Raw genomic sequence first — 15,398 nt, 5'->3', positions numbered from 1 at the left:
TAGTTGGTTAAGTTCAATAATTAATTATCCCACCATACCGGGGCATTCAGACTGTTATCATTTGTCGCTGCTGCTGCAGCCTGATAGTTGTCTGCATTTAAAGCTTGTTCTTCAGCAGGATAGGGCATACGAACAGGAATTAAGCCATCATTCAAACTCGCAGCAACCGGTTTGAATTCCGGGAAGCCCGTGCGGCGCCATTCTACCCAACCTTCATAGCCGTTGATGAGATTGGCAATCCATTTCTGGGTGATAATTTGTTCTAGAGGCGTCGTACCGGGCGCATTGTAAGCTGCAGGGCCAGACAAATAATCAGCCGGTAATTCGGTGAGCCAATACTCAAAAGCCAGTTGGACTCCTGAGTTGTATAAAGTTTCGGCATCGGCAGTGATGTAGCCTTTTGCTGCTGCTTCTGCGAGAATGAATTGCGTTTCCCAGGCGGTCATAAAATTGGCATCCAGTTCTGAGGTGTTTTCTCTAAAAAGCGTTCCGGCAAGGGAATAGTTTGCGGGCTCAATTGAAGTTTGCGAGGCGTTTATTCCGTTGATCAATCCGTTGAATTCAGCTGAAGTCGAATTTGCAAAAGGTCTGAAGAAAACCCCAATGCGAGGGTCATTAAGATCGGTTAAGATTTCTTCCATCGTTTCCGAAAGCACAAAGTTGTTGAAATCTCCTGCTCGCAATTGCGCAAAGCGGAAACTATTAGGAGCCGAATTGGTAAAATCAAAAACCGCATTGTCTGAATTGTTACCGATGTAATTTCCGGCAGCAAAGATGGAAGCGATTTCACTAGCCACATCTTCCCGACTTGAAATGCGAATCAAAGCTTTCAGTTTTAAGGAGTTTGCAAACTGAATCCACTTGTCTAAATCCCCTGAAAAAAGCAAATCGCCTTCTAAAGCTACTGCGCCGTCGTATGCGTTGAGTGCAGCAATACCTTTATCCAGATTGTCCAGAATACCGCCTTCGGCTAGATAGATAGCTTTCTGCGCATCATAAGGCGCAGTAACCGTTCCTTCAATACCATTAAAGGCTTCAAAATAGGGAACGTCGCCAAAAAGATCGGTAAGCCCTTGCGTCATATAGGCTTTTAAAATCAAGGACGGACCTTCATAAACTGTAAAGGTTTCGTTGCTCTGAGCCTGTTTTAATAGCAGTTCGTTATCCCTGAGATTGGTGTAACATACCGGCCAGGGATTTCCTCCTAATTGTGGAGATTTTAGCGCGTGACGATCAAATAAATTAAAGTCTAATGCGGTGCGATGTTGTGATAACAAATCGCCCGCGGCAAAACCTTCATAACTCATTTGCTCACCAAAATCATAAATGACCTGCCGAAGCAATAAACCCGGCTGCACGCTTACCGGCGCATTGGGATTGGTATTTAATTTTTCAAAATCTGCTGTACATCCGGTAAAAATAACCAGCGTTACCATCAGTATTTTATATATCGTATTTTTCATCTTTTTAAACGTTTAGTAGCCTTCAAGGCTTTAGAAATTAAAGCCCGCTTTTAAACCAATACTGCGCGTAGTCGCATAACTCATGTCTTCAACGCCGCTGACAAAACCGGTTCCCTGAACCGCGAGTTGCTCCGGATCAAAATGCGGGATCTCCGAGAATGCAAAAAGGTTGCGACCCACAAGCGCCAGATCGATGTCCATACCGTTAGCTAATCCTAAAAAGCCATCTTTTAGATTGAAGGTGTAGCCCACAGAAAATTGACGCAGCTTTAAAAAGGAAGCGTCATATATATTATTTTCTTCGTGGTTGCGATCGTAAAACTGACGGTAATAGGTTTCTGCTGAAACGGCTGTAGTATTGGATTCGTATTGCGGATTTGCAGCGGTACCCACATTTACAACGCCTTGCGGAATTATACCTGCTGCAGGGCGATTAGCCGTTTCTGCAAGCTGCCCGCCAACGGTTCCTAAAGCACGGGTACGCGAAACGAGTTCGCCACCTTGTCGCCAGTCAAATAAGAAACTCAGGTTCCAGTTTTTATAGCTGAAACTGTTGTTCCAACCCAGCATAAAATCGGGGGTGTAATTGCCTATTTTCTTGAGATTATTATCTGCGATATAGCTTCCGTCTGCGGTTAGAATAAATTGACCGTCTTCGGTTTTTTGATAGCCGGTTCCGTAGATATCGCCTATTTGCCCGCCTTCTTCAACCTGAAACCAAACCGTCTGATTGGCACTGTCGTAGATTCGGCTATACGCCAGAGTCAGTCTTCCTTCAGACTGCGGTAAGCGTTCTACCCGTGAAGTGCTGGTGCTGAAATTGAAGGTGGTATTCCATTTAAAATTCGCAGTCAAAACCGGCGTCAAATCAGCGATAAGTTCGACTCCTTGCGTGCGCACTTCACCGCCATTCACCACCTGCTGATTGTATCCCGAAGAAATCGCGATAGGTAAGGAGATGATCTGATCTTTTGTCAATGCATTATAATAGGTTGCATCCAGACGAATGCGATCTTTTAAAAACCGAATATCTGCTCCCACTTCATATGAAGTGGTTTGCTCGGGTTTTAAGTTGGCATTCGGGATAAAGTTTTGATTGCTGAAGGTGGGTTGTCCGTTATACGAAGGCTGCGAAATAAATGCGCCACTGGTTTGATAGGGTTGGGTGTCGTTACCCACTTGCGCCACACTTGCACGCAGTTGCGCATAGGAGAAGGCCTCCGGTAATTTTGCAACTTCAGAAAGTATAAAGCTTGCAGAAGCCGAAGGATAAAAGAACGAAGTTCCGTCAACTGAAAATGGCGTTGCCAAAGCACTCGACCAATCGTTACGACCGGTGATATCCAGAAATAGAAACCCGCGGTAGCCTAGTTTTGCAATTCCGTAGAACGAATTGATGCGCTTGTTGGATTCAAACTGAAAAACATCAATAGGTGATGCGGCATTGTTCAGATTGAAAATTCCCGGTTGCGCCAGATTGACGGTTTGCGATTGTTTTGTGGATGCTTTTTGATCCAGACGGTTTCCGCCCAGCGAAACATCTAAAGAAATAGCACCAAAAATAGTGTTGTAATTGATCAGGAAATCGGTATTGATCTCGCGGTAAAACACATCGTGCTCGGCGTAACCTCCATTTTTAAAACGATTCGAGCTGAACGCCCGGCGCAACTTGCGGGTTTCGCTGGAATAATCCATCCCGGATCGAAGGGATATGCTCAGGTTGTCTGTGATTTTCTGCTTGATCGACATATTCCCGAAAACACGATCCCGGTTAAACGCGTTGCGGTTTTCATACATCGTAAAAAACGGATTGTCAAAATAGGTATAGTTGAACGAGTAGTGCTGCACACCTTCAAGACCGGGTTGCCAATACTGACGCAGACTGTTGATGTCTAAGGAGCGCGGTCCCCAGGCTACTAAAGCATAATTCACATTTTCACTTCCGTAGCCGTTTGAAGGGCGGTTGTCGCTACCCGAATTTACATAGCTCACCGACGCATTGAAAGTCGTTTTGTCGGTAGGTTTGAAATTCAGTTTTGTAGCTACAGTCTGGCGATCGAGATTGACACCGGGAATGATAGCTTCACTGCGGAGGTCTGTAAACGAGATGCGGTAATTTCCTGTATTAAAGTTACTGCCGATAGCCACATTATTGATTGTGGTGACTCCGGTCTCGTAAAAATCCTTCAGATTATTGGGATGTGAATTGAAGGCTGTTGGGGTGATTGCATTCCCGGAGTATAGCGAAGTATCACCACCACGAACTACAGTTCCATCGGCTAAGGTTACCGGGGAATCAAACTGTGCGATCAAAGTGCCTTGATCCAACCGTGGTCCCCAGGAATAGGAGATCAGGTCATTAATCCCGCCGCCTAAACCGTCAACAAACTCAAACAGTCCTGAGTTTCCCTGACCGTATTGATTTTGAAATTCCGGCAGTTTGAAAGGCGTATCTACAAACAACGACGTATTGATGCTGATGCCCAGCCCTTTGCTTTGACTTCCATTTTTGGTTTCAATGATAATCACCCCATTGGAGGCACGCGTGCCGTAAAGCGCAGCAGCACTGGGGCCTTTTAAAACACTCACGGAAGCGATATCGTCAGGGTTCACTTCCATCGCGCCGTTACCAAAATCAATTTCTTGAAAACCGGCAGCAGCTTCATTACTTTCGTTAAAAACGGTGTTGTTATTAATGGGTGTTCCATCAACGATAAACAACGGATTGTTGTTGGAAAAAGAAGCTTCTCCACGAATGGTAATTTTTGATGAAGATCCCACTCCGGTTGCTCCCTGAGAAACGGTAACACCGGCAAGTTTTCCGGCTAGATTATCTAGAAAATTGGGTGCTTTTACTGCTGAAACTTCTTCGGCTTGTATGGTCTGGACTACATAGCCCAATTCTTTGGTTTCGCGCTCGAGACCTAAAGCTGTGATGACGACTTCATCTAAATCTGTAGTCGATTCTTGTAAGCTGATAGTAATGGTTTTTTGCCCGTTGATCGCGATAGTCTGGGTACTAAATCCTATTGCCGAAAAACGCAGTTGAGATGCTGTTTCAGGCACTTCAATTTGATAGTTTCCGTTTTCATCGGTGATTGTTGCAGCATCTGTGCCCACAGCAATAACATTCACAAACGGAACGGTTGAGTCATCACTTGATGCGGTTACGGTTCCGGTAATTGTAGTCTGGCCGTTTGCAAATGCACAAAGCAAGAGCATAAGCCCAAAATAAAGGTGTTTCATTTTTTTGTTTCTGATTGGTAAAAGAGAGCTGCAAGATTGTACAGTGAGCAGCGCGACAACTAGATTTTTGTCTTAACTACTTAAACTAACCGGAGAACCTTTATTGTAATAAGTAAGGGAACAGACCTTTTGAAGAAAGAGGTCTTGATAATAGGAAGTTTGAAATGCTTTTTGAATGCAATTCTTCAAAAGGTGTAGAATCTTGAACGGAAGACTTTTCCCGACTTGTAAAAGTTGGGCAATGTCTGAAGCCGTGTCTAGATCCTGAAGCGTTTCTAAGAATGCAACTTCAATTTTTTTGGAATGAACCAGATGAATAAAGCTGGTCATCAAACCCTGAGTCTGCCAGGGAAGTTTTAAAAAAGAAATCGGATTAAAATGCGACTTTCTCAGTCCCATTAAATAAAAACCACCATCCACTGACGGGCCTAAAACAAGCGGACAGGTTTTTAAATGTTCTTCGGCAGTGGTGAAATGCTTTTTAGTAAGATGCGGACTGTCGTTACCTACACTTATGATCTGATCATAGCCCAGATTGTAAATGTTTTGTATCGCATTAGTAAGCCGTTCGCCAAATGTTGATCCTCGCTGTTTTTCTTCCGAATATAAGAAATACGGAAGTCCGGTTTGTTTTACCGTTTTTAAAATCTGAGCATTGAGCGCTTCAAAGACAGGTGCCGCATTCCGGAAGCCTTTGTCTAAAGCTTCTTGCTGTGCCGAACGGGCAAAAATTAATATGGCAGTTTTCGTGTTCAATAAAAATGCATTCTATTACATGCTATGCAACAGTTCCCTGGCAGCTGCTTCCTGCGCCTGCAGTACAGCCGTAACAGTGTTGTGAGATGATGATGTCACGATCGTTAAGCAAATCTTCGTTGTAATCAGAAATATGTTTCACCTTACTGTTGACTTTTAAATCTAACATTTGGTTGAAATCACAATCATACAACCAGCCGTCCCAACTGATTGAAATCGTATTGGTACACATCACATTGGCTACTGCGGAAGGATTGTAAGCTTCTACGAGTTGATACATATAATCCTCATAATTTTCTGAAGCGATTAAGTAATCCAGAAAACGGGCGATAGGTAAATTGGTTATCGCAAACAAGTTGTGAAACTGAATCCCAAAATCTTCCATCAAGGCTTTTTTGAAATCCTTTTCCATTCCCGTTTGATCAGAAGGGAGGTAGGCACCATTAGGATTGTAAACCAGGTCTAAGCGTAAATCGCTGTCTGGCATGCCGTAGCCACGTTCATTCAATTCTTGCAAGGCTTTTATAGAAAGATCAAAAACACCTTCTCCGCGTTGTTTATCGGTTTTTCCCCGTGTCCAGTGCGGCATAGAACTCACCACGTGAACGTTGTGTTTTTTGAAGAAATCAGGTAAGTCGTAATATTTCTTATTCGCACGAATGATAGTAAGATTACTACGTACGATAAAATCTTTGATTCCTGCTTTGCTTGCTTCCTCAACAAAACGTCTAAAATGCGGATTCATCTCAGGAGCGCCACCGGTCAAATCCAGCGTGTGTGCACCGGTATTTTTAATCACTTCAAGACATTGTTCCATCGTTTCCCAAGTCATGATTTCTTTACGGTCCGGACCGGCATCTACGTGACAATGCTCACAAACCTGATTACACATATAGCCTACGTTGATTTGCAGGATTTCAAGTTTTTTTGGACGCAGCGGAAACTGATTGGTTTCTTTTATTTTTTTTGCAAAAGTGGGTAATTCCCCATCAGCAAAGATGCCACCGGATAAGATATCAAGTTGTTTGTTGGCTTGAGCCAGATCATCGTGACGTTTATGAAGGGATGTTTTTGTTTTAGTTACAGACATATAGCGTTTTTTCTTTTTCAGCAGGGACTAAGATAAGGTTCAATTAATGAACTAGTTAGTTAAGACTTACATTTCTAACTTATTAACCTTATTCATCATCATGGTACCATGTACCAAAGTCGCACCGCTTTTGATAGCAGCACCTACGTGAATGGCTTCCATCATTTGTTCTTTTGTAACCCCGCGTTGTAGCGTGTCTTTCGTGTAGGCGTCAATGCAATAAGGACATTGCTCAGTATGTGCTACGGCAAGAGCTATAAGCGCTTTCTCGCGAGCGGTAAGTGCGCCTTCTTCAAAAACTTTTCCGTAGTAATCAAAGAATTTTGTGCCTAGTTCTTCACTCCATTCGGTGATTTTACCAAATTTTCTAAGGTCTGCGGGATCGTAATAAGTATTAGCCATTTTGTTTTTTGTTTCGAGTTATTCAATATTTATAACTACACAAGTAGTTACGGAGATTTGTAAAGTATGGTTTTTATAAGACCGAAAAACCTAAAGTTTTTCGATGAGTTGCGTGAAGAGCAAGACCATATTGGGTTCGGCTTGTGCTGCAGCATTCATAATATCCTGAATGTTCACCGGCTCCAGGTTCTCAGGATCACATTCATCTGTGATTACTGAAACGGCAGCGACCGGTAGATCAAGGTGATTGGCTACGATAACTTCAGGAACGGTGCTCATCCCCACCGTATCAGAACCAATCAGCTTCAAGAAGCGGTATTCGGCGCGGGTTTCTAATTGGGGTCCTACCACAGAAGTATAAACACCTTCGTGTAAGGTGATGTTATTTTCGGTAGCAATCTCTTTTAAAAGAGTACGCATCGGCACATCATAAGGCTCGCTCATATCTGTGAAGCGAGAGCCTAATAGCTCAACACCTTTAAACGCTAAAGGAGAGCTGCCCTGTAAATTGATGTGATCTTCAATAAGCATAATTTCGCCTTTCTTAAAGTTGAGGTTAATGGCACCGGCAGCATTGCTAATCAATAGTTGTTTGATGCCCAATTCGTTCATAACGCGTACCGGATAACTCACATCGCGTAAGGTATAGCCTTCATAAATATGAAAACGCCCTTGCATAACAATTACTTTTTTTCCGCCCAGTGTGCCGTAAATCAATTTTCCGGTATGAAATTCTACCGTAGCCGTTGGGAAGTTAGGAATGTGATTGTAGCTTACAGAACTTATAATTTCTACTTGATCTACAAATTGACCCAAACCGGTTCCTAAAATGATACCGATCTCGGGAGCTTCAAAACCGCGCTCTTTTAAGAATTGCGCAGATTCTTCAATAAATTTTTTCATGGATTGTTTATTTCAAATGTTGTGGTAAAAAAGGAAAAAACGCTTCAATACCTTTTATGTCTTCGTAATAATCTACATCATTACGGGTTTCCAGCAATTTAACAGATTCTTCTTTCAAATCAGCAAGTGTGTCGTTAAGAACGGTTTCTGTTCCCCAGTTTTTATGCTGAAAGAGTTCGGGTTTGAGTACGTTCATTCCCAATAAATAATAGCCGCCATCTGCTGCGGGTCCTATCACAAAATCATGATCATCCAGCGCACTGAAAGCCTGCTCTATATCTTCTTGAGACAAGTCATACATATCGCTGCCTATGATGATTGCTTTTTTGTAGCCGCTTTTAAAAGCATCTTGAAATGCCCGCTGCATACGCAATCCCAGATCATTTCCATGCTGCAGTTTTTTAGAGAAAACGGCTTCATCCCAATAGTCTGATGTCCGTATTTTTTCGGAATAAAAAACCTGCTTATCGGCACGTAAACCGCTGGTGATTTTGACGGTGTGTTGTAATAGAAATTTATAGATATCAAGAGCAGCTTGATCACCCACTCCGCCGGCAAGGCGTGTTTTTACGTTACCCAATTCTGGGTTCCGCGTAAAAATTAAAAGGGCTTTATCTGATGTAGGGAACTGAAATTCTGCTTCGAAGTTTCTCTCTTCGTCTGTGTCTTTTTTACTGAGTAGACCCATTCGTATGTGTTAAATTGATACGTATCAAATTTAATGAACTGCAATTCCTGTTTTCAAATAATCTTCCCAATTTTTTGCAAACGTGTGTATTTGTTCAGTGGGTTTGCCTTTGTGATCGATCACTTTATAGCCTGCATCCTTCCAGGCGAAGATGCCGCCGTAGAGGTTGTAGACTTGTTTCTTGGTAGTTCGGTTCAATTTTTCACCATAATCTTCACTGCGGATGCCTACTGTGCAATAGACCACTACCGGTTTTTTTGAATTTAAAACAGAATTTAAAAGCGTTTCATGAGGTTTTTCTCCCACCCAAACGGCGCCGGGAAGATGACTCACATTAAACTCCTCTGTTTTACGCGTATCTAGAATTACATAGGCTTCCGGCTTCATTTTGAGTTCTTGTACAGAAATATAGGGGACACTGCGCGTGTTGTAAAGATCGAGCAATCTGTCTATAGATTTTTCCTGACTAAAGCCACAAAACGGAATCAAAAGCGTTAAGAATATTGTGAATTTCATTAAAAAGTTGAGTTGTTACAGGTTGCAGCAAAACTTACGAAGAAAAGCCTTTTACGGTTTGCTTTGTAAAGAAATCTACACAACAGGTATTTTGCATCTTGCTGATAAAAGAGCGTGCGAATTCCGCCGGTATCCCTTTAGTATTTTATATATTTAACTTTAAAAAAAACGTTCCATTGATAACAATTCAACCTTTTGATACCACGCAAGATGGGCATTCTGTCTCTTTAGTAATTTTAAAAAACGCATCCGGGATGGAAGCACATTTTCTCACCTACGGGGCTATTTTGCAACGTTTGATTATACCGGATAAAAGGGATTATACCGATGTGGTTTTGGGGTATAATGATCTCATCACTTATGAGAACGACCCGTATTTTATGGGGCAGTTGGTGGGAAGAAACGCAAACAGAATTGCGAATGCCGAAGTTGTTTTAGATGGAAAAAAAGTATCCTTAAGCGCTAATGAAGGTACGAACCACTTGCATGGGGGCTTTGAAGGTTTTGGTAAAAAAATCTGGAATGTTGCTGAACTCGATGACGAGGTTGTTTTTAGTTATAGGAGTAAGGATGGAGAAGAGGGCTATCCCGGAAATCTGCAAACTAAAATGTTTGTAAAGCTAACCGAGGCTAACGAGCTTATTATGCGTTTGGAAGCCACAACAGATCAGGAAACTATTGTGAATCTAACCCGTCACGAATATTTTAATCTGAATCCTCAAAGTGGCGAGGGTATCACCAAACATGCACTGCAAATAAATGGCGGAGGTATATTGCCAAAAAATGAAAATAACGTACCAACCGGCGAAGTTTTGCGGGTTGAAAGTACACCCTTTGACCTTCAGGAATTGAAAGTATTAGCAGAACCTTTGTCTGAACTTGATGGAGGTTTTGATCATAATTACGTTTTGGAAAAATACAGCGCTGAGGTTCCGGCGGCTGTTTTAGCTGCACCCGGAGGCTCCCCTAAAATGGAAGTGCATTGCACGCAGCCCGGACTTCAGTTTTACAGTGCAGCTGGTATAGATGCTGTGCCTAATAAATACGGAGCGATACAAGGGCCGTCGCCGGCATTGTGTTTAGAACCTCAATATTTCCCCGATTCTCCCAATCATCCCAATTTTCCGTCAACGGTTTTAAAACCTGATGCCGTTTACCGCCACGAAATACGATATAAATTTTTATAGATGAACACTTCATATATCATAGCTTTTGATCAGGGAACAACCAGCACCCGCTCCATTTTATTTGATGAGAAAGGGAAGATTGTTGCGGTATCACAAAAAGAATTGACGCAGCACTATCCCCAATCGGGATGGGTGGAGCATGATCCTGTGCAGCTATTTAACGATCAGCAAGAGACCTTTGAAGATGTGATTAAAAAGGCAAATGTGCCTCTTGAAGCGATAAAAGCTATAGGAATTACCAATCAGCGGGAAACGACAATCGTTTGGGATAAAAATACAGGAGAGCCGGTTTACCATGCGATTTGCTGGCTAGATAAGCGTACCGAAGCTATTTGTGAGGGATTGCGCGAGCGTGGTCTGGCTCGTTATATAGCCCAAAATACCGGACTCGTAATTGATAGTTATTTTTCTGCAACAAAGATTAAATGGATTCTGGATCATGTTGAAGGTGCTCGTAAAAAAGCAGAAGCCGGAGAGCTGTTGTTTGGTACAGTAGACAGTTGGTTGATTTACAAATTCACCGGAAAACACCGCACAGATCACACCAATGCAAGTAGAACCATGCTTTATAATATTAAAGAGATGGACTGGGATGATGACTTGCTTCAGGAGTTGGATATTCCCAAAAGTATGTTGCCTAAAGTACAAGCTTCTTCATCCGATTTTGGAAGCATTACGTATCAGAATACTTCTTTTCCTATTTATGGGGTTGCAGGAGATCAGCAGGCAGCACTTTTTGGTCAGGGCGGTTATAAATCCGGGATGGCAAAAAACACCTACGGTACAGGGTGTTTTATGCTGCTTAATATCGGGAAAAAACCTTCCTTTTCAAAAAACGGACTCCTAACGACACTTTGTTGCACGCTTGAAAACAAGAAACCTAAATATGCTTTAGAAGGAAGTGTTTTTGTTGGCGGAGCTTCTATACAATGGTTGCGCGACCAAGTAGGGATTATTGATAATGCCGAAGAAACCAACGCAATTTGTCAAAGTATTCCGCCGCTTAAGGACTTGTTTTTTGTACCGGCTTTTAACGGCTTAGGTGCTCCTTATTGGGACGGAAACGCAAAAGGAAGTATTCAAGGTTTAACCTTTAGTACCGGAAGAAAAGAACTTGTAAAAGCTACTGTTGAAGCTTTGGCATATCAGGTGAGTGATCTGATCAAAGCGATGGAGCAAGATAGCGGTAAGCAAATCAAAACATTAAAAGTTGACGGTGGCGCTTGTGCCAATGATTATCTGATGCAGTTTCAGGCAGATATGCTTGATGCTAAAGTAGATCGCCCGGAAATGTTAGAAGTTACTGCAATGGGCGCCGCGCTGCTGGCGGGTATAAAAGCAGCGATCTGGACCCAGAAGGATATCGCTTCTTTGCGTAAAGTAGCGCAAATTTTTGAAACTAAAATGGGGGCCAGAGCGCGTAATCATAAGCAAGAAGGATGGGATCTGGCAGTAATGCGCACCCGTTCTGGCTATGCTGAAAGTTTAGAAAAAGAGAAAGCGCCTTTGCGATTCAGTGTTATAGATCGCAAACGCTACATCAAAAAAGCTAAGAAGAAAATTTTTGACTTAGTCATCATAGGTGGTGGTGTTACAGGAGCGGGGATTGCTCTTGATGCTGCAACACGCGGAATGAGTGTGTGCCTCATAGAGAAAAATGACTTTGCTTCGGGTACGAGTAATAAAAGCACCAAGTTGGTCCACGGTGGCTTGCGCTACCTCAAGCAAATGGAAATCGGTTTGGTAAAAGAATCGGGTACAGAGCGGGCGATTGTTCATAAACTGGCTCCGCATTTGGTAGTGCCAGAAAAGATGTTACTTCCCTTGATAGAAGGTGGGCAATATGGTAAAACCTTGACTTCAATAGGTTTGAAAGTCTACGATCTTTTGGCTAGCGTAGCAGGTAATGATAAGCGTCAAATGCTTACTAAGGAAGAAACGCTGGAGCGCGAACCTATTCTGGATGAATCTAAAGTTTTGGGTGGGGGGTATTATGCTGAGTATCGCACAGATGATGCCCGCCTCACTATAGAATTGATGAAGAAAGCAGCCGGTTTTGGCGCGGTTTGTCTCAATTACTGCGAGATGAGTGATTTTGTTTACAACTATAAAGGCAAGATTACAAGCGTGAACTGTGTAGATCACAACACCGGTCAATCTTTTGAGATCGAAGGACGAACTTTTGTCTCGGCTGCAGGGCCTTGGGTAGATAAGCTTCGGGCTAAGGATGAGTCGATGAATAATAAGCATCTGCACCTCACAAAAGGTGTGCATTTGGTTTTTCCGAAGGAAAAATTACCCGTACATCAGTCCTTGTATTTTGATGTGCCAGACGGACGTATGATTTTTGCGATTCCGCGTGGTAGAGTGACCTATGTAGGTACGACAGATACTGATTATTCCGGTAGTTTAGATCGGGTTGTGACTACTAAAGCTGATATCAAGTATTTGCTTGATGCGGTAAATGGTACGTTTCCAGATATCAATTTAACCGAAGGAGATATAGCGTCTAGTTGGGCAGGTTTACGGCCACTCATTCACGAAGAAGAAAAAGACCCTTCTGAGCTATCGCGAAAAGATGAAACCTTCATAAGTAAAAGCGGTCTGATTTCAATCGCCGGCGGAAAGTTAACCGGATATCGAAAAATGGCGCAGCGGGTTAATGAAACCGTTAGCAAACGTCTTAAAGAAAAGTATGATAAAACGTATGACGAGTCGCGTACACAGCATATAGCGTTAACATCTCACGCACTGCGTAATTCAACTGAAGTAGAACAGTATCAAGCGCAACTTCAAGAGGTTTTAGAGTTCCTGAATATTGAGAATGCCGATTACAAAGCCTGGTATTTGACTTCGACTTATGGCAAGCAAACAGAGCTCATTAAGAATAAAATCAATTATTTTAGAAATACGGATGTAAATGATCGTTTATTGCGGGCAGAGCTGTGGTATAGTGTGCATTATGAGATGACTAATAGTTTAGCTGATTTCTTTGTACGGCGAACCGGAAGGCTTTATTTTGATATTGAAACCATCAATCAGTTTAGAGAATTGGTTGTTGAAGATTTTATCAATTATCTCGATTGGGATGAAGAGCGGGTAAGCTTTGAAAATGCAAAATTAGATGAGTTGCTTTATGATGCTACTCACTTTTACGACAACGAGATAGAAGCTTAATTTTTGTTCAAAAAGAACTATATCCTTAAATTTAAATGTTAATTTTACGCTTAAAGAAAACTACCCGATGGACAAAGGATTTTTAATAGATATGGATGGGGTTATTTACAGCGGTAATGACCTTATACCAGGAGCAGATACATTTATAAAAACATTGCAAGAACGGGGGATACCGTTTTTGTTTATGACCAATAACAGTCAGCGTAGCCCAATTGATGTTGTAAACAAACTCAAGCCGATGGGTATAAACATTAAAGAAGAAAATGTTTACACCAGTGCGATGGCTACCGCATGGTTCTTAGGTTTTACAAAGCCTAACGGAACAGCCTATGTTTTAGGTGAGGGCGGACTTCTTACCAGCTTACATGAGAATGGGTATAGTCTTGTGACGCAAGATCCGGATTATGTAGTTGTGGGAGAAGGTAGAAACTTTACACTTGAAATGGCCAACAATGCTGTAGATATGATCTTAGGCGGAGCCAAACTTATCGCAACCAATTTAGATCCTTCTCCAATGAAAATAGGTTGGTCTAACCTTGGGATTAAAGCTATCGTTAAAATGATTGAAGAAGCATCTGGTCGTAAGGCATTTTCAGTAGGAAAGCCTAGCCCCGTAATGATGCGTGCTGCCCGAAAAAAATTAGGACTCACCACAGATCAGACTATTGTTATAGGCGATACAATGGATACCGATATTTTAGGATCTATACAGATGGGGTATAAAACCATACTCACATTGTCTGGAGTTTCAAAAGCCAAGCACATAAATAATTATGCTTTTGGTCCCGATATGATTATAGATTCATTAAAAGATTTTAACATCGACGAGGCTTTAGAAAAGCTTTCCGTTGAAAATAATAAATCAGAATTTTGAGAATACTAGTAACAGGAGGCTTAGGCTTTATAGGATCCCACACGGTTGTAGAATTGCAAAATGCAGGGTATGATGTAGTTATCATTGATGACTTATCTAATGCTTCAGAAGCGGTTTTAGACGGTATAGAAGCTATAACCGGAACAAAGCCGGATTTTGAAAAATTAGATCTTCGTGATAAAAATGCTGTTTCAGCTTTTTTTAAAAAGTATGCAGATGTGACCGGAGCAATTCATTTTGCGGCTTCTAAAGCAGTAGGAGAAAGCGTGTATAAGCCTTTATTGTATTACGAGAATAACTTAAGCTCTTTAGTTTACTTATTACAAGAACTAACAGCAAAAGACGCTGCTAACTTTATATTCAGTTCGTCGTGTACGGTTTACGGGCAGGCAGATGAACTTCCTATCACAGAAAGTGCACCGGTGAAACCCGCAGAATCACCGTATGGAAACACCAAGCAAATAGGGGAGGAAATCATTAGAGACACGGCTAAAGTTTACGATAAATTCAAAGCGATTGCCTTACGTTATTTTAATCCGATAGGAGCGCATCCTAGTGTTGAAATAGGGGAGTTGCCACTTGGAGTTCCTCAGAACTTAGTGCCATTCCTTACACAAACTGCTGCCGGTTTAAGAGATCAGCTATCTGTTTTTGGAAATGATTATGCAACGGCTGACGGGACCTGTGTACGCGATTATATTCACGTAGTAGATTTGGCTAAAGCTCATGTTATGGCGCTTACCCGTTTGGTTGAAAATAAAAACAAAACCAATTACGAAGTGTTTAATCTGGGTACCGGTACCGGGAGTTCGGTTCTGGAGGTTATTGAAACTTTTGAAGCGGTTTCAGGTCAAAAACTGAATTATAAAATTGTCGATCGTCGTGAAGGTGATGTCGTTGCAGCGTATGCAGATACTGATAAAGCAAATAACGAATTAGGCTGGAAATCTCAACTAAGTCTGGCTGATGCATTAAAATCTGCTTGGGATTGGGAGAAGAAAGTTCGCGGAATAGAATAGTCTGTTTCCCTGAATAATACTAAATAAGAAGCCGATTCTAATCGATTAGAATCGGCTTCTTTATTTTAGAGTAGCAG

Annotated in this window: 12 protein-coding genes; 4 read left to right on the top strand and 8 right to left on the bottom strand. The window is 42.0% G+C overall.

Features of this window, described 5'->3' with window-relative positions; genetic code table 11:
- Positions 1-20: 20 nt before the first annotated feature.
- The 8 genes from BUB91_RS08180 to BUB91_RS08145 form a co-directional block, all read right to left on the bottom strand.
- Positions 21-1,463 carry a SusD/RagB family nutrient-binding outer membrane lipoprotein gene (locus BUB91_RS08180; RefSeq protein WP_073098744.1) on the bottom strand — a complete coding sequence of 481 codons (1,443 nt, stop codon included), beginning with the start codon at positions 1,461-1,463 and terminating at the stop codon, positions 21-23.
- Between the two features lie 30 nt (positions 1,464-1,493).
- Positions 1,494-4,709, bottom strand: a complete 3,216-nt coding sequence (locus BUB91_RS08175) for a SusC/RagA family TonB-linked outer membrane protein (RefSeq protein ID WP_073098743.1) — start codon at positions 4,707-4,709, stop codon at positions 1,494-1,496.
- 72 nt (positions 4,710-4,781) lie between these two features.
- Positions 4,782-5,465, bottom strand: coding sequence for a TIGR04282 family arsenosugar biosynthesis glycosyltransferase (locus BUB91_RS08170; RefSeq protein ID WP_073098742.1), 684 nt, complete (start codon positions 5,463-5,465; stop codon positions 4,782-4,784).
- 22 nt (positions 5,466-5,487) lie between these two features.
- The gene (arsS, locus tag BUB91_RS08165) at positions 5,488-6,555 is read right to left on the bottom strand and encodes an arsenosugar biosynthesis radical SAM (seleno)protein ArsS (protein WP_073098741.1); all 1,068 of its coding nucleotides are present in this window, start codon (positions 6,553-6,555) and stop codon (positions 5,488-5,490) included.
- A 66-nt stretch (positions 6,556-6,621) separates the two neighbouring features.
- Entirely contained in the window at positions 6,622-6,957 is a 336-nt protein-coding gene (locus BUB91_RS08160) for an arsenosugar biosynthesis-associated peroxidase-like protein (protein WP_073098740.1), read from the bottom strand.
- Positions 6,958-7,047: 90 nt separating this feature from the next.
- Positions 7,048-7,860: a purine-nucleoside phosphorylase gene (locus BUB91_RS08155; protein ID WP_073098739.1), complete on the bottom strand. Its 813-nt coding sequence runs from the start codon at positions 7,858-7,860 to the stop codon at positions 7,048-7,050.
- Between the two features lie 7 nt (positions 7,861-7,867).
- Positions 7,868-8,548, bottom strand: a complete 681-nt coding sequence (locus BUB91_RS08150; protein WP_073098738.1) for a TIGR04282 family arsenosugar biosynthesis glycosyltransferase — start codon at positions 8,546-8,548, stop codon at positions 7,868-7,870.
- Between the two features lie 30 nt (positions 8,549-8,578).
- The gene (locus BUB91_RS08145) at positions 8,579-9,064 is read right to left on the bottom strand and encodes a rhodanese-like domain-containing protein (protein WP_073098737.1); all 486 of its coding nucleotides are present in this window, start codon (positions 9,062-9,064) and stop codon (positions 8,579-8,581) included.
- A gap of 176 nt (positions 9,065-9,240) precedes the next feature.
- On the opposite strand from BUB91_RS08145, the gene BUB91_RS08140 reads away from it, so the two are divergent.
- The 4 genes from BUB91_RS08140 to galE all read left to right on the top strand — a co-directional run bounded on the left by BUB91_RS08140 (position 9,241) and on the right by galE (position 15,321).
- The gene (locus BUB91_RS08140) at positions 9,241-10,251 is read left to right on the top strand and encodes an aldose epimerase family protein (protein ID WP_164917841.1); all 1,011 of its coding nucleotides are present in this window, start codon (positions 9,241-9,243) and stop codon (positions 10,249-10,251) included.
- On the top strand, positions 10,252-13,428 hold the full coding sequence (gene glpK / locus BUB91_RS08135) for a glycerol kinase GlpK (protein ID WP_073098735.1): 3,177 nt from the start codon (positions 10,252-10,254) through the stop codon (positions 13,426-13,428). It abuts the gene before it with no gap.
- 67 nt (positions 13,429-13,495) lie between these two features.
- Positions 13,496-14,302 (top strand): HAD-IIA family hydrolase, encoded by an 807-nt coding sequence (locus tag BUB91_RS08130; RefSeq protein WP_073098734.1) that lies wholly within the window; start codon positions 13,496-13,498, stop codon positions 14,300-14,302.
- Complete coding sequence (gene galE, locus BUB91_RS08125; RefSeq protein WP_073098733.1) at positions 14,299-15,321, top strand: UDP-glucose 4-epimerase GalE; 1,023 nt, start codon at positions 14,299-14,301, stop codon at positions 15,319-15,321. Before BUB91_RS08130 ends, galE begins: the two co-directional genes overlap by 4 nt.
- Positions 15,322-15,398 lie beyond the last annotated feature (77 nt).

This window comes from Leeuwenhoekiella marinoflava DSM 3653, assembly GCF_900129005.1.
Classification (GTDB): domain Bacteria; phylum Bacteroidota; class Bacteroidia; order Flavobacteriales; family Flavobacteriaceae; genus Leeuwenhoekiella; species Leeuwenhoekiella marinoflava.
Note: the sequence above shows the minus strand (reverse complement) of the source record. Positions and strands in the feature narration are given on the sequence as shown.